18 protein-coding genes and 1 riboswitch are annotated in these 19,415 nt (G+C 70.0%); of the genes, 7 read left to right on the top strand and 11 right to left on the bottom strand.

Features of this window, described 5'->3' with window-relative positions:
• Nucleotides 1-36 precede the first annotated feature (36 nt).
• Nucleotides 37-819, bottom strand: coding sequence for an HD domain-containing protein (locus tag QWG60_RS05575; RefSeq protein WP_186810080.1), 783 nt, complete (start codon nt 817-819; stop codon nt 37-39).
• A 55-nt stretch (nt 820-874) separates the two neighbouring features.
• Here QWG60_RS05575 and QWG60_RS05570 point away from each other — a divergent pair, with 55 nt between their 5' ends.
• Entirely contained in the window at nt 875-1,300 is a 426-nt protein-coding gene (locus QWG60_RS05570) for a winged helix-turn-helix transcriptional regulator (protein ID WP_202020698.1), read from the top strand.
• Here QWG60_RS05570 and QWG60_RS05565 read toward each other — a convergent pair.
• The 4 genes from QWG60_RS05565 to QWG60_RS05550 all read right to left on the bottom strand — a co-directional run bounded on the left by QWG60_RS05565 (nt 1,297) and on the right by QWG60_RS05550 (nt 4,512).
• Nucleotides 1,297-1,683 carry a tautomerase family protein gene (locus QWG60_RS05565; RefSeq protein WP_046079950.1) on the bottom strand — a complete coding sequence of 129 codons (387 nt, stop codon included), beginning with the start codon at nt 1,681-1,683 and terminating at the stop codon, nt 1,297-1,299. The genes QWG60_RS05570 and QWG60_RS05565 overlap by 4 nt on opposite strands.
• Before the next feature lie 55 nt (nt 1,684-1,738).
• Nucleotides 1,739-2,611 carry an MOSC domain-containing protein gene (locus tag QWG60_RS05560; RefSeq protein ID WP_146909198.1) on the bottom strand — a complete coding sequence of 291 codons (873 nt, stop codon included), beginning with the start codon at nt 2,609-2,611 and terminating at the stop codon, nt 1,739-1,741.
• Between the two features lie 36 nt (nt 2,612-2,647).
• A complete protein-coding gene (locus QWG60_RS05555; RefSeq protein WP_046079948.1) occupies nt 2,648-3,361 on the bottom strand; it encodes an aspartate/glutamate racemase family protein in 714 nt (237 codons plus the stop codon).
• 71 nt (nt 3,362-3,432) lie between these two features.
• Nucleotides 3,433-4,512, bottom strand: a complete 1,080-nt coding sequence (locus QWG60_RS05550; RefSeq protein WP_146909196.1) for an NAD(P)-dependent alcohol dehydrogenase — start codon at nt 4,510-4,512, stop codon at nt 3,433-3,435.
• 206 nt (nt 4,513-4,718) lie between these two features.
• Between QWG60_RS05550 and QWG60_RS05545 the strand changes: the two genes are divergently transcribed.
• A complete protein-coding gene (locus QWG60_RS05545; protein ID WP_107182530.1) occupies nt 4,719-5,627 on the top strand; it encodes a DMT family transporter in 909 nt (302 codons plus the stop codon).
• Nucleotides 5,628-5,697: 70 nt separating this feature from the next.
• On the opposite strand, the gene QWG60_RS05540 is transcribed toward QWG60_RS05545, so the two are convergent.
• From QWG60_RS05540 to QWG60_RS05520, 5 genes are all read right to left on the bottom strand, one after another.
• On the bottom strand, nt 5,698-6,471 hold the full coding sequence (locus QWG60_RS05540; protein ID WP_146909194.1) for an enoyl-CoA hydratase-related protein: 774 nt from the start codon (nt 6,469-6,471) through the stop codon (nt 5,698-5,700).
• Nucleotides 6,472-6,563: 92 nt separating this feature from the next.
• On the bottom strand, nt 6,564-7,418 hold the full coding sequence (locus tag QWG60_RS05535; protein ID WP_146909191.1) for a 3-hydroxyacyl-CoA dehydrogenase NAD-binding domain-containing protein: 855 nt from the start codon (nt 7,416-7,418) through the stop codon (nt 6,564-6,566).
• A 145-nt stretch (nt 7,419-7,563) separates the two neighbouring features.
• A complete protein-coding gene (locus QWG60_RS05530; RefSeq protein ID WP_146909189.1) occupies nt 7,564-9,381 on the bottom strand; it encodes an acyl-CoA dehydrogenase in 1,818 nt (605 codons plus the stop codon).
• A gap of 60 nt (nt 9,382-9,441) precedes the next feature.
• Entirely contained in the window at nt 9,442-10,860 is a 1,419-nt protein-coding gene (locus QWG60_RS05525) for an MFS transporter (RefSeq protein WP_246124681.1), read from the bottom strand.
• A 167-nt stretch (nt 10,861-11,027) separates the two neighbouring features.
• A complete protein-coding gene (locus QWG60_RS05520) occupies nt 11,028-11,669 on the bottom strand; it encodes a class I SAM-dependent methyltransferase (protein ID WP_046079941.1) in 642 nt (213 codons plus the stop codon).
• A 39-nt stretch (nt 11,670-11,708) separates the two neighbouring features.
• On the opposite strand from QWG60_RS05520, the gene QWG60_RS05515 reads away from it, so the two are divergent.
• The 5 genes from QWG60_RS05515 (at nt 11,709) to thiC (ending at nt 16,951) form a co-directional block, all read left to right on the top strand.
• Complete coding sequence (locus QWG60_RS05515) at nt 11,709-12,089, top strand: VOC family protein (RefSeq protein ID WP_046079940.1); 381 nt, start codon at nt 11,709-11,711, stop codon at nt 12,087-12,089.
• Nucleotides 12,090-12,249: 160 nt separating this feature from the next.
• A complete protein-coding gene (locus QWG60_RS05510; RefSeq protein WP_035597382.1) occupies nt 12,250-12,630 on the top strand; it encodes a DUF4870 family protein in 381 nt (126 codons plus the stop codon).
• A gap of 3 nt (nt 12,631-12,633) precedes the next feature.
• Nucleotides 12,634-13,563: a lysophospholipid acyltransferase family protein gene (locus QWG60_RS05505; protein ID WP_107182534.1), complete on the top strand. Its 930-nt coding sequence runs from the start codon at nt 12,634-12,636 to the stop codon at nt 13,561-13,563.
• Between the two features lie 327 nt (nt 13,564-13,890).
• Entirely contained in the window at nt 13,891-14,559 is a 669-nt protein-coding gene (tenA, locus tag QWG60_RS05500) for a thiaminase II (protein ID WP_146909187.1), read from the top strand.
• 306 nt (nt 14,560-14,865) lie between these two features.
• Nucleotides 14,866-14,985, top strand: a riboswitch (TPP riboswitch).
• Between the two features lie 76 nt (nt 14,986-15,061).
• Nucleotides 15,062-16,951: a phosphomethylpyrimidine synthase ThiC gene (gene thiC, locus QWG60_RS05495; protein WP_146909185.1), complete on the top strand. Its 1,890-nt coding sequence runs from the start codon at nt 15,062-15,064 to the stop codon at nt 16,949-16,951.
• A 71-nt stretch (nt 16,952-17,022) separates the two neighbouring features.
• Here thiC and QWG60_RS05490 read toward each other — a convergent pair whose 3' ends face one another.
• Nucleotides 17,023-19,293, bottom strand: coding sequence for a heavy metal translocating P-type ATPase (locus QWG60_RS05490; RefSeq protein WP_146909183.1), 2,271 nt, complete (start codon nt 19,291-19,293; stop codon nt 17,023-17,025).
• Nucleotides 19,294-19,415: the final 122 nt, after the last annotated feature.

The raw sequence follows: 19,415 nt of genomic DNA, 5'->3' as shown, positions 1-19,415 counted from the left end.
GCCGATCTCAGGGCCGACCTCGCCCCCACAGGCCTTTCATGATGTCGCGTATTGTTCCAGGGGATTGTTCCCGGCCAGCCGGGCGAATCCCAGGCGACGAAGGCAATGCGCATGCCCACCGGCCCGGTGCGGGGCCGACACGATGGAGCGGGTGATCTCCTGACGAAATCCTTCCCTCGGATGATGTCGGTGGATCGCTCCCAAGGCCTCCTCGGATAACAGATGCCGGTAGGCACCGACCACATCCATGTGGGCCCCGTACTTGAGCAGGAGAGCCTCCGGCGTGTGGCGCCGGGCATCGAGCCATGGGTTCAGGTGGTAGCTGATCGACTCATAGAGGCGAATTGCATCGTCGTCGTGCCACTGCTCGGCCAGTGCCAGTCGACGCGCCTCCCGGGCACCGGTGACCTGGAATGCGGTCTCTGCGATGCAGCTCGCATGAGCGTCCGTCAGGCCGACGTCATGCATCAGGCAGGCCACATAGAGCATCTCGGCATCCGCCTCGATACCCAGCGCCTCACCGACCAGCGCGCCCATCCACCAGCTGCGATAGCAATGGGCCAGCAACGCGGGGCTGTAGTGCGCCGCCACCCGGGCCTCGACCCGCCGGCAGAGTGCGCTATCAGGCGCCTGCACCCGGGAAGGTTCCACCGCACGCTTGCGGACAGACGAATGGCCGAGCCGCCAGGCCAGCCGACTCAGGCCCTCGTCCATCTGACTGCGCACCAGCTGATAGATCAGGTGAGCCTTCTCTCGGGCGTTGAGCACGCCTTCCGTCGTTTCGCTCCATGCGAAGGAACCCGGGGTAGGGCCGAGCATGTGCACGCTCCTTTTGCTTGCAACATGCAAGCAAATTAGAGGCATGACTTGCATATTGCAAGCATTGCACCTGATCCGGTACCTTGCCGATATGACTTCCTCTTCCCCTCCCCAGACAGCATGCCCGCTGGCCCGCACCCTGGAGCTCATCGGCGACCGCTGGAGCCTGGTGATCCTGCGCGAGATCATCAAGGGCCAGCACCGCTACAGCGACTTCAGCCACTGCGCCGAACGGATCCCGACCAACATCCTGGCGAATCGCCTGCGCCGGCTCGCCGGATACGGCGTCGTCGCTCGCGTACCCTCACGGTCGAGCCCGAAACGTCATGAGTATCATCTGACGAGCAAAGGCGCGGCCCTGTTGCCGGCCATGCAGGCCCTCGCCCGCTGGGGTGGCGATCAGCTGCCGGAATGCTATGCCCCGCCCGAGCAATTCCTTGCACTGACGGTCGAAGAGCTGCCGACTCGCGACCCGGACTAGCGGTCCACGCGATAGGTGAGGTCGCGGACCTCGTCGCCGGTCATGCCGCGAAAGCCCCAGCAGTGCGGCGGCTGCTCCTTGAGGATGATCTCCACGTCCACCGGGGCGATGCCAAGCTCGGCCTCGATGTCCGCGAACAGCCGCTTGATCAGCGCCTTCTGGGTCTCTGTCGTGCGTCCCGCCATCATGTTGATCTCGATGACGGTATAAGCGTCGCTGCGCCCGCCGGGGGCGAAGAAGTCCTCGGCGTCCATGGGCATGAAGCGCTGTGCCCGCTTGTCCTCGGGCAGCCCGAAGACGTCCATCATGCAGCCATGGATCACCGCCGACAGGCGGGCCTTGATGGGGTCCAGACGATGGCGAATGCCATAGATCACGATCATGTCATGTCCTTATGAATATGGGCCTTCCGGCCCGGAATGCGCTCAGCGTCGCATCTCAGCCCCTGACCGTCGCCGTCGCGTCATCGCCGACGCGCAGCGTCAGGCCAATGCCGTCGAGGGGGACGGCGTTCTGGCCGAAGAAGGCGCCCTTCCAGCCCGGCTGGGTGTCCATCTCCACCAGCGTCTTCAGCGGCTCCTTGGGCACCGGCGCCTCGCCGGTGCGCTGATCCTGGGTGATGATCTTGCAGCGCTTGCACGGCTTGCGCAGCCCCAGTCGGACGCCCGCGCCGAGCGCCAGCTCGTCCCAGTCGATCTCGGCGAAGGGCCCCTCCCCCTCGACCACGAGGTTGGGGCGGAAGCGGCTCATCGGCACGGGGTCCAGGCCCTTCTCGGCGAGGCGCTCGTTGAGCCGCTCGAGGGAGGCCTGATGGGCCACCAGCAGCGGATAGCCGTCGGGAAAGGCGGTGTGGGCCGATTCGCCGCGCAGAAAGTCGGCCTCGACCTCGCGACGACGCTCCTCGGGGAAACGCACCAGGCGCAGTCCGCCCTCTTCATCCCCCTGCCGGCCATCGCCCCGTCGGCCATCGCCCAGCACGGCGGTCAGCCACTCGGCCGCCTCGACGCCCTCGTCCAGCGCCTCGCAGGTGTCCTTCCAGATACTGACCTCGAGGCGCTCGAGCCCGTGACGCGCCAGCGGCACCGCCAAGGGCGCGGCCTCAGGGTGCTCCAGCACCAGGCGGCTCGGCTCGAGGCGCACCGTCACCTTGGCCATGGCCGGGCATTCGCGCTGGGTGACGAAGCGGCCGCGGGCGTCCACGACCATCCAGTGGCGATCGAGGGCCAGGCCGCGCTCGGTGAGCGTGGCCTGGTCGAGGGCGATGCCGCGAAGCGACTTGACCGGATAGATGTTGAGCTGGGTGATGCGCATCCCTGCCTCCCTGGCGTTGGTGGAGCCATCACTCTATCAAGCCCGCTCGCCCTTTTCCTCGGCCAGCGCGGCCGTCACCGCGGCCTCGGCGTGCAGCGCCGTGGTGTCGTAGAGCGGCACCGGGGTATCGCCCTGGCCGACCAGCAGCGCGATCTCGGTGCAGCCGAGGATCACCGCCTCGGCACCGCGGGCGTGCAGGTCCGCGATGATCTCGAGATACGCCGCCTTCGAGGGCGGCTCGATGCGCCCCTGGCACAGCTCTTCGAAGATCACCCGGTGCACCCGGTCGCGCTGTTCGGCCTGCGGCACCAGCACCTCGATGCCGAAGCGCTCGCCGAGCCGGTCCTTGTAGAAGGCCTGCTCCATGGTAAAGCGAGTGCCCAGCAGCCCCACCCGACGTACGCCGTCCGCGCGCAGCCGCTCGGCGGTAGCATCGGCGATATGCAGAAGCGGGATATCGGTGGCGGCCTCGATCGCCGGCGCCACCTTGTGCATGGTGTTGGTGGCCAGCAGCAGGAAGTCGGCTCCCGCCGCCTGCACTCGCCGCGCCGCCTCGGCCAGCCGCTCGCCCGCCTCGTCCCAGCGATCGGCCTGCTGCAGCGTCTCGATCTCGGCGAAGTCGACGCTGTAGAGCGCCACCGTCGCCGAGTGGAAGCCGCCCAGCTCGCGCTTCACGCCCTCGTTGAGGGCCCGGTAGTAGCTCTGGGTGGACTCCCAGCTCATGCCGCCTAGCACGCCGATGGTCTTCATGGTCACCTCCGTGTGGAATCATCGTGCCCACAGCGATATCACGACCGCCGGCCCGCACGCCAGCGTCGACCCTAGCCGGCGCTCAGGGCGACCTTGAGCACCCCGTCGCGCTGATGGGAGAAGAGCTCGTAGGCGTCGACGATGTCGTCGAGGGCATAGCGGTGGGTGACCAGCGGGCCCAGGTCCAGGCGGCCGCTCTCGATGATGCCCATCAGCCGGCGCATGCGCTCCTTGCCGCCCGGGCACAGCGAGGTGACGATGCGGTTGTCGCCGAGGCCGGCGCTGAAGGCGTCCAGCGGCAGGGTCAGGTCCTCGGAGTAGACGCCGAGGCTCGACAGGGTGCCGCCGGGCTTGAGCACCCTGAGCGCATTCTCGAAGGTGGCCTGCAGGCCCAGCGCCTCGATGGCCGCGTCCACGCCGCGCCCGCCGGTGAGGCGACGGATCTCGTCGACCATGTCGACCTTGCGGTAGTCCAGCACCACGTCGGCGCCGAGTTGGCGCGACATAGCCAGCCGCTCGTCGACGCCGTCGACGGCGATGATCAGCCCGGCACCGCGCAGCCGCGCCCCGGCGGTGGCGCAGAGCCCGATCGGGCCCTGGGCGAACACCGCCACGCTGTCGCCGATGCGGATATTGGCCGACTCCGCCCCGGCGAAGCCGGTGGACATGATGTCCGGGCACATCAACACCTGCTCGTCGGTCAGGCCGTCCGGCACCGGGCTGAGGTTGGCCTGGGCGTCGGGCACGCGCAGGTACTCGGCCTGGGCGCCGTCGATGGTGTTGCCGAAGCGCCAGCCGCCCATGGGCTTGTAGCCGTGGCCATGGTGGCCGCCGTCCTGGGCGCTGCAGCCGTCCTGGCAGGCATAGGAGGTGAAGCTCGGGCAGATGGCGCCGGCGATCACCCGCTGGCCCTCGGCATAGCCCTTGACGTTGGCGCCGAGCTTCTCGATCACCCCCACCGGCTCGTGGCCCACGGTCAGCCCGCGCTCCACCGGATATTCGCCCTTGAGGATGTGCACGTCGGTGCCGCAGATGGTGGTGGTGGTCACGCGGATCAGGGCGTCGTCGGGGCCGATGTCGGGAATCGGCTTGTCGTCGAGCTCGATGCGGCCGGGCTCGACGAAGACGGCGGCTTTCATCATGGCAGGCATGGCAGTTCTCCCGAGGCAAGGAACCTCCTCTCATCACAGCACAGCCTCGCCGAACCGGGATTGCGCTGGATCAAGCCGCCGGCACGCGCCCTCCTTCCATCGACCACGGCGGAGGTGAGACGCGAATGTCCACGCCCTTCCCCGCCGACCGACGGGCGATTACCCTGCCATGACACCTTCTTCCCGCTCGCCACCTGGACACCGCCATGAGCCCGGCCGACACCCTCCGCCTGATCCTGCTTTCCTCGCTGTGGGGGATGTCGTTCATCTTCATGCGAGTGGCGGTGCCCGAGTTCGGCCCGGTGCCGCTGATCCTGGTGCGCATGGGCGTGGGCGCGCTGCTGATGCTGCCGCTGCTGCTCGGCGTGCGCTACCTGCGCCTGGTGCGGGACAACGCCGGTCGGCTGATGCTGCTGGGGCTGGTCAACCACGTGCTGCCGTTCTCGCTGCTGGCGCTGGCCACCACCCGGCTGGAGGCCGGCTTCACCTCGCTGATCAACGCCACCACGCCTCTGTTCACCGCCCTGCTCGGCGCGCTGTTCTTCGCCACGCCGGTGTCGCGGCGCCAGTATCTGGGCCTGGCGCTGGCCTTCCTCGGGGTCTATGTGCTGTCCGCGGATCGGCTGGACTTCGCCCTGGGCGGCGACGGCTGGTTCATCCTCGCGGTGCTCGGCGCCACCTTCTGCTACGGCATCGCCACCAACTACTCCAAGACCTACCTGTCCCACCTGCCGGTGCGCGTGCTGGCCGCCGGCAGCTGCGCCATGTCCGGGCTGATCCTGCTGCTGCCGGGCCTGTGGCTGTGGCCCGAGGCCCCGATCAGCGGCCTCGGCTGGGCCAACGGCCTGGCGCTGGCGGCCTTCAGCACCACCCTGGCCTTCCTGCTCTACTTCGGGCTGATCGCCAGTGCCGGGGCCACCGCGACCTCCACCGTGACCTTCCTGGTGCCGGTCAGCGCCCTGCTGTGGGGCTATGTGCTGCTCGACGAGACGCTGAGCCTGCAGATCCTGGCCGGCATGGCCATCACCCTCGCGGGCACCGCCATCGCCACCGGCATGCTGCGCCTCGGCTGGCCGGCGCGCCCGGCCAGGCGCCGCGACCGACGCCTGGACTGACACCACAGACACAAGACGGCCGTGGCGTCACCGCCACGGCCGTCGATGCTTCGCAGGAAGGGGGCGGCGCTCAGAAGTTCGGCTTGCGCTTCTCGACGAAGGCGCTCATGCCTTCACGCTGCTCGTCGCCGGCGAAGCACAGCGCGAACAGGCTGGTCTCCAGCGCCAGGGCGCTGTCCAGGTCCTGGTCCAGGCCGTCGTGGACCGCCTGCTTGGCGCCGCGCACCGCCTGGGGGCCGTTGCCGCCGAGCTGCCTGGTCAGCTCGGCGGCGTAGTCCTCGAGCTCGGCCTGGGGCATCACCCGGTTGACCAGGCCGATGCGCAGGGCCTCGCTGGCGTCGATCTTGCGCCCGGTGGTGACCAGGTCCAGCGCCATGGCCGGGCCGACGCGGCGCGGCAGGCGCTGGGTGCCGCCGAAGCCCGGAATCACCCCCAGCAGCACCTCCGGCTGGCCGAACACGGCATTGTCGCTGGCCACCGCCCAGTCACAGGCCAGCGCCAGCTCGCAGCCGCCGCCCAGACAGAAGCCGTTGACCAGCGCCACCACCGGCACCGGCAGCGCCTCGAGCCGCTTCAGGGTGGCCTGGGCCTGGCCGGCGAAGTCGCGAGCCTCGACGGCGCTCTTGTCGCGCATCTCGGTGATGTCGGCGCCGGCCACGAAGGCCTTCTCGCCGGCACCGGTGATCAGCACCGCGCGCAGGTCGCCGCGGGCCTCGAGATCGTCGAGCGCCGCCGCCAAGGCGGCGATCACCTCACTGTTCAGGGCGTTGAGCGCCTTGGGACGGTTGACGGTCAGACGGACCACGCCGCCCTCGTCCTGCACCTCGATCGCCTGCTCGCTCATGATGGCTCCTCGTCTCGTGATATCGGGAAAGACGCAACGCCCTCACCCTAGCGAACGCTTGGTAGAGCGACAATCGCGGCTTTGGTCGGGGGTCAGGCACCGTCGTAGACGTGGAAGCCGCGCCCGCTCTTGCGGCCCAGATAGCCGGCATCGACCATGCGACGCAGCAGCGGACAGGGCCGGTACTTGGGATCGCCGAAGCCCTCCTGCAGCACCTCCATGATCGCCAGGCACACGTCCAGGCCGATCAGGTCGGCCAGCGCCAGCGGGCCCATGGGATGGGCGGCGCCGAGCTGCATGGCCTGGTCCACCGCCTCCGGCGTGGCCGCGCCCTCCTGCACCAGGAAGGCCGCCTCGTTGATCATCGGCACCAGCAGACGATTGACGGCGAAACCCGGCGAATCGCCCACCCGCACCGCGGTCTTGCCCAGCGCCTCGGCCAGCGCCTCGACGCGCGCCACGGTGGCGTCGCCGGTCTGCTCGGCGCGGATCACCTCGACCAGCTTGAGCACCGGCACCGGGTTGAAGAAGTGCATGCCCACCACCCGCTCGGGGCACTCGCAGACGCCGGCCAGCCGGGTAAGCGACAGCGAGGAGGTATTGGAGGCCAGGATGATGTCATCGCCGAGCGCGCTGAGGTCGCGGAACAGCCGCTCCTTGAGCTCGGGATTCTCCGGCGCGGCCTCGATGATCACCTCGCAGTCGGCCAGGGTCGCAAGCTCGGTGGTGCCGCGGAGCCGCGCCAGGGCGTCGGCGCGCGCGTCCTCGCTCAGCCGCTCCTTGGCCACCAGCTTGCCGAGCCCCTTGTCGATGCCGGCCCGGGCGCGCTCGAGCGCCTCCTCGGCCACGTCGAACAGGCGGACCGTTAAGCCGGCGGTCGCCAGCACCTGGGCGATGCCCTGGCCCATGGTGCCGGCGCCCACGACGCCGATCGGTGATTGACTCATCGCTGCCTCTCCTTCGCTTGGGTGGACCCGCCCGCCGATCACGCCCGGCGGGCACTCGGATCAGCATGCACCGGTCGTGTGTCGCGGTCGAGTCACGCCCGCCTGCGCTGACATCACGCTGGCAGGCTCGCGCCCTGCGCCGGGCTCAGAGATGCCCGGGCTTCAGCGCCGCCAGGCCGCCCATGCCGGCCTCGATCGCCGCCAGCCGGGCGCGGCCCTCCGGCAGCCACTGGCGCAGGCCGAACTCCGCCGCGGCGAGCTTGGCGCGATAGAAGTCGGCGTCACCGCTGCCGTCGGCCAGCGCGGCCTCGGCGCGCAGGGCCGAACGGCCCAGCTGCCAGGCACACAGCACATGGCCGGCCAGGGAAAGAAACGGCGTGGCACAGGCCTGAACGGCGTCCGCGCCGCGCTCGGGATCGGCGCCCCGGGCCAGCACCAGGCCCATGGCGGTGCGCAGATCGGCCACGCCGCCGGCCAGGCTCTCGCCCAGCGGGCGCAGCTCGGGGCTGACGGCGAGCGCCTCGGCGGTGGCATCGATCTCGTCGGTCAGCCGGCTCAGCGCCGCGCCGCCGTCGCGGGCCAGCTTGCGGCCGGCCAGGTCCAGCGCCTGGATGCCGTTGGTGCCCTCGTAGATGGGCGCGATGCGCGCGTCGCGCAACAGCTGGGCGGCGCCGGTCTCCTCGATGTAGCCCATGCCGCCGTGGACCTGCACGCCCAGCGAGGCGATCTCCACCGCCTGATCGGTGGAGAACGCCTTGACCACCGGGATCAGCACCTCGACCCGCGCCTGGGCGGCCTGGCGCTCGGCCTCATCCAGGGCGTGGCGGGCCCGGTCCATCTGCGCCGCGCAGGTCAGCGCCAGGGCGCGCAGCGCATCGGTGCGGGCGCGCATCGACAGCAGCATGCGCCTGACGTCCAGATGCTCGGCGATGACGCAGGGCGCGCCGTCGCGGCGGCCCTGCACCCGCTCCAGGGCGTAGCTGCGCGCCTGCTGGCAGGCGCGTTCGGCGACGCCGATGCCCTGGATGCCGACCTTGTGGCGGGCCTCGTTCATCATGGTGAACATGTGGTTGAGCCCGCGGCCGAGCTCGCCGACCAGATAGCCAATAGCCCCCTCAGCCTCGCCTCTTTCCTCGCCCCGCCCCTCGCCGAAGCTCAGCGAGCAGGTCGGCGAGCCGTGGATGCCGAGCTTGTGCTCGAGCCCGGTGCAGGTCACATCGTTGCGCTCGGCGAGGCTGCCGTCGTCCTCCACCAGATACTTGGGCACCAGGAACAGCGAGATGCCCCGGTTGCCCTCGGGAGCGTCCGGGGTGCGCGCCAGCACCAGGTGCAGGATGTTCTCGGCGGCCTCGTGCTCGCCCCAGGTGATGTAGATCTTCTGGCCCCTGAGGCGGTAACGACCGGACGCGTCGTCATCAGGCACGGCCAGGGTGCGCACCTGGGAGAGATCGGAGCCGGCCTGGGGCTCGGTGAGGTTCATGGTGCCGGTCCAGCGGCCTTCCACCAGCGGCGGCAGGTAGCGCGCCTGCTGCGCCTCGCTGCCGTGGCGGGCCAGCGCCTCGATGGCGCCGGCGGTGAGCATCGGGCACAGGCCCAGCGCCATGTTGGCGCCGTGCAGCATCTCCTGCACCGCGCTGGCCACGGTCTCCGGCAGGCCCTGGCCGCCGTGGGCGGCGGAGACGCCGATGCCGTTCCAGCCGCCCTCGGCGTAGGCCCGGTAGGCCTCGGCGAAGCCCTCGGGCAGCGTGACGCCGCCGTCCTCGCGGCGCCGGCAGCCCTGGCGGTCGCCGACGGCGTTGAGCGGCGCCCACACCTCGCCGGCCAGCCGGCCGGCCTCCTCCAGCACGGCGTCGGCCAGCTCGGGGCCGATCTCCTCGAAGCCGGGCAGAGAGAGCGAGCCGTGCTCGAGCAGTTCCTCGAGCACGAAGCGGACATCGCGAAGCGGCGGCGTATAGGGCGTCATCGGGGCACCTCGAAAACAGGACGTTCCGGCGAGACTAGATTCACGACGGCTGATGAACCATTAGCCGTAGGTCGCCCTTCGATCCTGCTCGTCGGCACTAGCGGCGTCGGACGCGGGATCCACCTCGGCCGGCGCCGCGTCATCGTAGTAGACGATATGCGGCTCGTCCGGCGGCGGCGGGCCGACCAGCGGCTCGGCCACCTCGACGTCCGGCACCGCCTCGGACAGATCCTCGACGTGCTCGTGCTCCAGCGCGCCCTGCACCCACTCCTCGGTGACCGCCAGCTCGGCGGCGCTGAGCGGCGTGGCGGGCGAGAACGGCGCCACCGGCACCGGCGCCGGGCGCACGCTGCGCCGCCAGGCGAAGAAGGCCACCAGCCCGACGCCCAGCGCGCCCAGCGACCAGAACAGCCCGCCGTCACCCACCAGCGTCATCACCGGGCCGATCGCCGAGGGGCTCAGCGTCGCGCCGATGGCGTTGATCAGCAGCAGGCCCTGGCTCATGCGCACCAGCGCGCCCGCCGGGGCGCGGTCGGCGGCGTGCCCCACCGCCACCGGATACAGCGAGAACACCCCGCCGCCGAGCAGGAACAGCAGCGCGGCGAGCCCCCAGGGCGGCAGCGGCAACAGCAGGATGCCGGCGCAGATCAGCGCGCAGAAGCCACCGAGCCCGATCAGCACCAGCTGGCGGTCGTGGCGATCCGACCAGCGCCCCACCGGGTACTGCAGACACATGGCGCCGAGCACCACCAGCGCCATCAGCTGGCCGACGCGATCGCCGCCGACGCCGCTGCGCTGCAGGTACAGCGGCAGCAGGGTATAGACCGCCGCCACCGCGATGCCGGAGCCGAAGCTGCCCATCACGCCGGTGGGCGTCAGGGTGATCAGGCGCAGCGGCGACAGCGGCTCGGCCTTCTCCAGCAGCGGCGTGACCCGCGGGATGATCGCCATGGGCAGCACCGACAGCGAGGCCAGCAGGCCGATCAGCATGAAGGGCTCGGCGGGCGCCATGCCGCGGGTCAGGCCGAACAGCAGCTGGCCGATCGCCCCGGCGGCGAACACCACGATCATGTACATCGCCAGCAGGCGCCCGCGCACCCGGTCGTCGCCGGCGGTCAAGAGCCAGCTCTCGATCACCAGGAAAACGCCCACCGTGGCCCAGCCGGCGATCAGACGCAGGGCGAACCAGGCCACGGGGTCGGCGGACATGCCCTGCAGCAGCACCGACACCGCCAGCAGCGAGGCGAAGCTGCCGTAGGCGCGGATATGGCCGATCGCCAGCAGCAGGCGGTCGTTGACCATCGCCCCCAAGCCCAGGCCGATGAAGTAGGCCGAGGACACCCAGCCAATCACCAGCGACGAGGCCCCGGCGGCGTCCAGCCGCAGGGTGGTGAGCGTGGTCAGAAAGCCGTTGCCGATGCCCAGGATGAAGAGTCCGAGCAGCGGCCCCAGGGCCATGAGCAACAGCTGGCGTGACATGTGCGAAGGCCTCCGACGAGCCGCGAGAAAAGGCCACCGCCGGGGACGGCGGTGGCGGGAATTCGCGCACGAATATACGCCCGGTCACGGGCGCCGCCAATCCTCCCTGGCAGGCTTTTTCGCGACACTTCGATGACGATAACAGCGTGTTATCGAACGAAGCGACCTCACGCCTTCTGCAGCAATACGACGTCGCCGGCCGGGAAGCTCACCGTCAGCTGCCAGCGCTCGGCGAGCCAGCGAAAGCTCGCCTCATCGAAGAAGCAGACGTGGGTCGGATCGAGGATGTAGTGCCAGCCGGCGAACGCCTCCACGCTTGGCGGCACCCGCTTGGTCATCAGCCCCAGCCAGCCGCCGGGCGCCAGCAGACCGAGCAGGCGCTCGAGCTCGGCGCCGGGCGCGAACAGATGCTCGACCACCTCGGTGGAGGTGATGAAATCGTAGGTGCGCTCGAGCGCCGCCGCGTCCGGCGCGTAGAAGGCGTCATAGATCGCCATCGGGTGGCCGGCCTCCTCGAACATCACCGACAGCGTCGGCCCCGGGCCGGCGCCGAAGTCGAGCCCGCGGGCGCCGGGCGAGAGCTTCGCCGCCAGCGGCTCGAACAGCCGCGACAGGAAGCGACGATAGCCGGGATCGTCGGGGGAGTTCTCGTGCTGGTCGTAGACCGCCTTCTCCTCCGCCGGCCCGAGGCGCTGATGGGCCGGCACGAACACCAGCGCACAGCGCCGGCAGCGGCGATAATCGCGTCGCGCATCGCGATGGTAGGGCGCGTGGTCGGTGGATGCGCATAGCGGACAGGTCGGCATCATCGTATTCTCTGTGGCAGGACTCACTTTCAGGAGGCATGCATGCTGTCAGGTCTGGACCACCTGGTCATCACCGTGACCGATATTTCCCGCGCCGTGGACTTCTACACCCGGGTACTGGGGCTGGACGTCCGCTATCGCGATCAGGAGCGCGTGGACCTGATGCTCGGCGACATGGCCCTGCGCCTGCACTGGACCGCCACCGATATCCAGCCACGGGCCGCCACGCCCACCCCGGGCAGCCTCGACCTGTGCCTGCGCAGCCAGCTGCCCCTCGACGAGGTCCAGCGCCACCTCGAGGCGCTCTCCATCGAGGTCGAGCTGGGGCCGGTCAGCCGCCAGGGTGCCACCGGCGAGATCGAGTCTCTCTACCTGCGCGACCCCGACGGCAACCTGCTCGAGATCAGCCGCCCCAGGCGTTGAGGGATCAGGCGACATCGCCGAGGACTTATGCCGACCTGGCTGAAGGCTTTTACCAACCTGGCTGAAGGCTCTTGCCGGCGTCGCCGATGGCATACGGTGGCATCGCCAACGCAGGCCAGTATCATGAGCGGCACGATATCCACGCTTTCAAGGACGACCGATGAACGAGCATGATCCCGCGCGCCACGACGCCGTGGTCGCCGACGACGCCCGCACCCCCGATACCACCATGGCCATGGTCGTCTACGCCCTCTACCTGGCCAGTTTCGTGGTGGGCTTCACCGGCATCATCGGCGTGGTGATCGCCTACGTATACCGCGGCAAGGGCCCGGCCTGGCTCGACGAGCACTACCGCTACCAGATCCGCACCTTCTGGATCGGCCTCGTCTATGCCGCCCTGGCCTCGCTGCTGACCCTGGTCGTGATCGGCTTCCCGCTGCTGATCGCGCTGGCGGTGTGGATGATCATCCGCTGCGTCAAGGGCTTCAAGGGCCTGCAGGAGAAGCGCGCCCCCGACAACGTCGATACCTGGCTGATCTGATCCATGGCCGACACGCAACACACCCAGGGGCGCTTTCAGGCGCGGCTGATCGCCGGCCTGTGGCGCGCCCTCGCCAACTGGCGGCCGGCCTCACTGTGGCGCCTGGCGCGCATGACCGGCCCGCTGGTGCAGCTCGGCAGCCGGCGCGAGCGCCGGGTGACCCGCATCAACCTGGCCCAGGCCTATCCCGACCGCCCCGAGGCCGAGCGCCGCCGCCTGGCGCGGCGCAGCCTGGTCCACTCCAGCGCCACCATGCTCGAGCTGGGCCTGGCCTGGATGGGCGAGCCGGACCGGGTCGAGGCCAGCATTCTCGAGGTCCACGGCCGCGAGCTGCTCGACGAGGCCCGCGCCGAGGGGCGAGGCGTCATCGTGCTGGCACCCCACTTCGGCAACTGGGAGGTGCTCAACTTCTGGCTGTCCGGGCACTTCCCCTTCACCGCCATGTACGAGCCGCCCAAGCTCGCTCCGCTGGACCCGATCATCCGCGGCGGCCGCGAGCGGCGCGGGGCCGAGCTGGTGCCGACCAATCCGCGCGGCGTGGCGGCGCTGCTCAAGGCGCTCAAGCGCGGCGAGACGGTGGGCATCCTGCCGGACCAGACGCCGAGCTGGGGCAGCGGCGTGTTCGCGCCCTTCTTCGGCCGCCAGGCCTATACCGCCACCCTGCTGCCCAAGCTGGTGGCCCGCACCGAGGCCCGGGTCGTCACCGGCGTGGCCAAGCGCGTTCGCGGCCGCGGCTTCGCGCTGCACTTCCTGGCCGCCGACGAGCGCGTCTACTCGAGCGACGAGACCACCTCGGCCGCCGGCGTGAATGCCTGCGTGGAGGCCGCCATCGCCCTGGATCCGGTCCAGTACCAGTGGGAATACAAGCGCTATCGCAAGACCCCCGAGGAACTCGAGGGCCGCGCCGACTGGAAGCGCTTCCGCGTCTACTGAGTGCCTGACCACGCCATTGGAAGTCGTTTCCAGACCGGGCTATGGCAACTGCCCGCCAAGCTGCTAGACTCGGCCCATTCGCTTGACGGGGTGCCGGTGGAACCGGCTGAGATGGCGCAGGTTCGTGCTCGACACGTTCGAGACAGAGCCCAGCGCTGGTCCCGTGGAACCTGATCCGGGTGGGTGTGGCACGCGCCGCACGTGAACCGGCGTAGGGAATCAGGCGGCGGGCCGGCGCGCCCTCCTTGTGTCCCGGCTCTCCCTCACCGCCTCCGCTACGCCCGTGCGCACCCTCCGGCATCCGCTCTCATCGGAATCGGAGGCAAGATGGGCCGTCGCTTCAGTGATCTCACCGCCGCCTGCCAGGCCGACTGGCGCGCCTACACCGAGCACGACTTCGTCCGCGCCCTGGGCGCCGGCACGCTCGAGGCGGACGCCTTCCGCCACTACCTGCAGCAGGACTACCTGTTCCTGATCCACTTCGCCCGCGCCTACGCCCTGGCCGCCTACAAGAGCCGCGACCTCGACGAGCTGCGCCAGGCCTTCGACGGCCTGAAGACCATCCTCGACGTCGAACTGGACCTGCACCGCGGCTTCTGTCGCGACTGGGGCATCACCGAAGACGACCTGGCGGCGCTGCCCGAGGCCCGCGCTACCCTGGCCTACACCCGCTTCGTGCTCGACGCCGGCAGCCGCGGCGACCTGCTCGACCTGCGCGTGGCGCTGGCCCCCTGCCTGGTGGGCTACGGCGAGATCGCCAACTGGCTCGAGGCGCAGCCGTTCACCGTGCGCGGCGACGCCAACCCCTATGACGCCTGGATCGCCATGTATCAGGGCGACGACTTCCAGCGGGCGATGCACGCCGAGATCGCCTGGCTGGACGCGCGCCTGGCCGAGGTGACGCCGGCGCGCTTCGACCAGCTGGCGCGGCTGTTCCGCGACGCTACCCGGCTGGAGATCGACTTCTGGCAGATGGGGCTGGATCGCGCGGACTGAGCTCCACCTCCTTGACTGCCGAGCTTTTCCGGCGACAAGACCACGCGAGGCGCTGTGAACCCATCCCTGGGCGCTAACTTTTGCCCTGCGGCACTCTCGCATCCTGCTCCGTTTGCAGGACCAGTGCTGGCCATCCATGGCCAGCCCGTTCGGCGAGGATCGCCTCACCCATGGCAAAAACCCTCGCTTTGTCTTGCCCCCGGCGCTCGGCTAGCACCGCGCCAGCTCGGCCCCTGGCCCACGATAGAAAAAAAGTAGGTAGGAAGAAGAAAGGCAATGACACGGCCCGCCCAGCGGCGGGCACCACCACGCTTGACGGGGTGCCGTTGAAGACGGCTGAGATCATGCGGCGCGAGGCGCCGGAGCATGGATCCCGTTGAACCTGAACTGGCTAGGACCAGCGTAGGGATCAAGCGACACGCGGCGGCGCCTCGGCGTCGGCCGCCCCTGTCCTCCCCGACGGTCCTCCCTGACGAACCACTCAAGCCAAGGGAGCACGACCATGAGCAAGACCATCCATTTCCTCAACGAGAACGCCCGCGTCGACGCCGCCGCCGTGGCCCCGCTGGCCGGCTCGCGCAAGGTCTTCGTCGAAGGCTCGCGACCCGATATCCGCGTGCCCTTCCGCGAGATCGGCCTGTCACCAACCCGCACCTCCGGCGCAGATGAAGAAAACCCGCCGCTGCTGGTCTACGACACCTCCGGCCCCTACACCGACCCCGAGGCCGACATCGACCTGCGCCGCGGCCTGCCCGAGCTGCGCCGCGACTGGATCGAGGCCCGCGACGACACCGAGTTCCTCGACGGCCCGACCTCGGAGTACGGCCGCCGCCGCGCCAACGACCCCATGCTGGCCCCACTGCGCTTCGAGCTGACCCGCACGCCCCGCCGGGCCAAGGAAGGGAAGAACGTCACCCAGCTGCACTATGCGCGCCAGGGCATCGTCACCCCCGAGATGGAATTCATCGCCATTCGGGAAAACCAGAAGCGCCAGACGATGGGCACCGAAGAGGTCGAGCGCATCCTCGGCCACCAGCACCCGGGCGAGGCCTTCGGCGCCCGCCTGCCCGAGGAGATCACCCCCGAGTTCGTGCGCGACGAGGTGGCCGCCGGCCGCGCCATCATCCCCAACAACATCAACCACCCGGAATCCGAGCCGATGATCATCGGCCGCAACTTCCTGGTGAAGATCAACGGCAACCTCGGCAACTCGGCGGTCACCTCGTCCATCGAGGACGAGGTCGACAAGATGACCTGGGGTATCCGCTGGGGCGCCGACACCATCATGGACCTGTCCACCGGGCAGAACATCCACGAGACCCGCGAGTGGATCATCCGCAACGCCCCGGTGCCGATCGGCACCGTGCCCATCTATCAGGCGCTGGAGAAGGTCAACGGCGTGGCCGAGGACCTGACCTGGGAGGTGTTCCGCGACACCCTGATCGAGCAGGCCGAACAGGGCGTCGACTACTTCACCATCCACGCCGGCGTGCTGCTGCGCTACGTGCCGCTCACCGCTAGACGCACCACCGGCATCGTCTCCCGCGGCGGCTCGATCATGGCCAAGTGGTGCCTCTACCACCACCGCGAAAGCTTCCTCTACGAGCACTTCGAGGAGATCTGCGAGATCTGCAAGCGCTACGACGTCGCCTTCTCGCTGGGCGACGGCCTGCGCCCGGGCTCGGTGGCCGACGCCAACGACGAGGCCCAGTTCGCCGAGCTCGAGACCCTGGGCGAGCTGACCCGCATCGCCTGGGAGCACGACGTCCAGGTGATGATCGAGGGCCCCGGTCACGTGCCGATGCACCTGATCAAGGAGAACATGGACAAGCAGCTCCGCGAGTGCGACGAGGCGCCCTTCTACACCCTCGGGCCGCTGACCACCGACATCGCGCCGGGCTACGACCACATCACCTCCGGCATCGGCGCGGCGATGATCGGCTGGTACGGCTGCGCCATGCTCTGCTACGTGACCCCCAAGGAGCACCTGGGCCTGCCCAACAAGGACGACGTCAAGACCGGCATCATCACCTACAAGATCGCCGCGCATGCTGCTGATCTCGCGAAGGGTCACCCGGCCGCCCAGCGCCGTGACAATGCCCTGTCGAAGGCACGCTTCGAGTTCCGCTGGGAGGACCAGTTCAACCTCGGCCTCGACCCGGACACCGCCCGCGAGTACCACGACGAGACCCTGCCCAAGGACTCGGCCAAGGTGGCCCACTTCTGCTCCATGTGCGGGCCCAAGTTCTGCTCGATGAAGATCAGCCAGGAGGTTCGCGACTACGCGGCCGACAACGGCCTCGAAGGCGACCGCGCCGCGGTGGAGCGCGGCATGGCCGAACAGGCCGAGAAGTTCCGCGACCAGGGCGCCGAGCTGTACAAGGAGGTCTGACCTCCCGCCTTGATGCAGAACGCCGCGCCGGCTGCATGCCGGCGCGGCGTTTTTCATGCGGCCAGACGGGTTCAGTTTGCCGCGGGCACGGGAGCAACGGCCTCGTTGTCTTCCGTCGAGTCACGCCCGCCCGGCGCGAAGCGCAGCAGCCGCAGGGCGTTGAGCGTGACCAGCACGGTGGCGCCGGTGTCGGCCAGGATCGCCAGCCACAGCCCGGTGATGCCGAGCACGGTGGTGACCAGGAACAGCCCCTTGAGCCCCAGGGCGATGGCGATGTTCTGGCGGATGTTGGCCATGGTCGCCCGCGCCAGCCGGATCAGCGCCGCCGCGTCGCCCACCCGGTTGCGCAGCAGCGCGCCGTCGGCGGTCTCCAGCGCCACGTCGGTCCCCGAGCCCATGGCCACGCCCACCTGGGCGCTGGCCAGCGCCGGGGCGTCGTTGATGCCGTCACCGATCATCATCGTCCGCTCATGGCCGGCCAGCTCACGGATCGCCTCGACCTTGCCCTCCGGCATAAGCCCGGCGCGACGCTCGATGCCGAGGCGCCCGGCGATGGCCGCGGCGGTGCGATCGTTGTCGCCGGTCAGCATCACCGAGCGCACGCCCAGCGCCGACAGCGCCTGCACGCCGGCCTCGGCATCGGGCCGCGGCTCGTCACGCAGGGCGATGGCCCCCAGCGCCACGCCGTCCTCGACCGCCACGATCACCGTCTTGCCCTCGGCCTCGAGTTCCTCGATTCGCGCGGCCAGCGCCTTGGCCAGCGTGCCGCGATCGGCCACGTGGCGCGGCGCGCCGACGAAGGCCCGGCGGCCCTCGATCAGCGCCTCGACGCCCTGCCCCGGCACCGCCCGGGCCTCGCTGACCCTTGAGGCCGCGACCTGCTGCGCCTCCGCATGGGCGACCACCGCCTGCGCCAGCGGATGGCTGGCGTCGCGCTCCAGGCCCGCGGCCAGGGCGATCAAGTCCTGCACGGCCACGGCGTCGCTTGCCGGCACCACATCGGTCACCCGCGGCCGGCCCTCGGTCAGGGTGCCGGTCTTGTCGAAGGCGACCGCCTCGGTGCGGGCGGCGGCTTCGATCACCGCACCGCCCTTGAGCAACAGCCCGTGCCGGGCGCCGCTGGAGAGCGACGAGGCGATCGATGCCGGCACCGAGATCACCAGCGCGCAGGGGCAACCGATCAGCAGCAGCGCCAGGGCGCGATAGGTCCACTCGCCCCATTCGCCGCCCAACGCCAGCGGCGGCACCACGGCCACCAGCACCGCCAGGCCGACCACCGCCGGCATGTAGACGCGGCTGAAGCGGTCGATGAAGCGCTCGGTGGGCGCCCGCGCCTCCTGGGCTTCCTCCACCAGCCGGATGATGCGTGCGATGGTGTTGTCCTCGGGCGGCCGGGCCACGCGCAGCCGCAGCACGCCGTCATGGTTGATCGAGCCGGCGAACACCTCGTCGCCCTCGCCCCGGTCCCGCGGCACCGACTCGCCGGTCACCGGCGACTCATCGATCGACGAGCGGCCCTCGAGGATGGTGGCGTCGGCGGGGATGCGGTCGCCGGGGCGCACCACCACCACCTGGCCGACCGCCAGATGTGCCGCATCCACCGTGCGCGTCTCGCCGGGGGCGACTTCCAGGCGTGCCTCGCGTGGCACCCGATCGGCCAGCGCGCGGATGCCCGAGCGGGCCCGGTCCGCGGCCACGCCCTCGAGGATCTCGCCGATAGCGAACAGCAGCACCACCATGGCCGCCTCCTCGGCGGCGCCGATGATCAGCGCACCGCCGGCGGCCAGGGTCATCAGCATCTCGATGGTGAACGGCATGCCGACCCGCGCCGCACTCACCGCACGGCGAGCGACCGGCGCCAGTCCGATCAGGCAGGCCGCCAGGAAGGCCCAGTGGGCGATCTCCGCACCGACGGTGAAGCGCAGCAGCGTGGCCACGCCGAGCGCCACCCCGGTGGCCAGCACCAGCCGCCCCTTGGCGGTGGCATGCCAGCGCCGGGGCGAGGCGTCATCACCCCGACGGAAATGATCGGCATGATCGCGCCCGGCACAGCAGCCGGCGCCCGAAGGCGCCTCGGCATCGTCCTGCGCCGACTGGCGCCGAACGCCATAGCCCAACCGCTCGACCAGCGACGCCACGTCCTCGGGCGCCGTGCGGCCGGTATCCAGATCGAGGGCCAGCGAGCCCTGCATGACCGAGACCTTCACGTCAGCCACGCCATCCAGACGCTCCAGCGCGCCGCGGATCTTGCCGGCGCAGCTCGGACAGTCCATGCCTTCCACGCGCCACTGGTGTCGCTGGAGTGCACCCTTTTCGGCTTCCTGCGCGGCGTCTTGCGCCATCCTGACCTCCTCGGGGCTCGTCATCGAAACATGGCATCAGCCTAGAGCCTCTAGCCGCTATAGACTCAAGCGGTGATGACGCCGGGCACGACACCGCCAGCATGGACAGCTGGCACGCGGCC

Source organism: Halomonas halophila, assembly GCF_030406665.1.
GTDB lineage: Bacteria > Pseudomonadota > Gammaproteobacteria > Pseudomonadales > Halomonadaceae > Halomonas > Halomonas halophila.
This window is presented reverse-complemented; position numbering and strand designations above follow the sequence as displayed.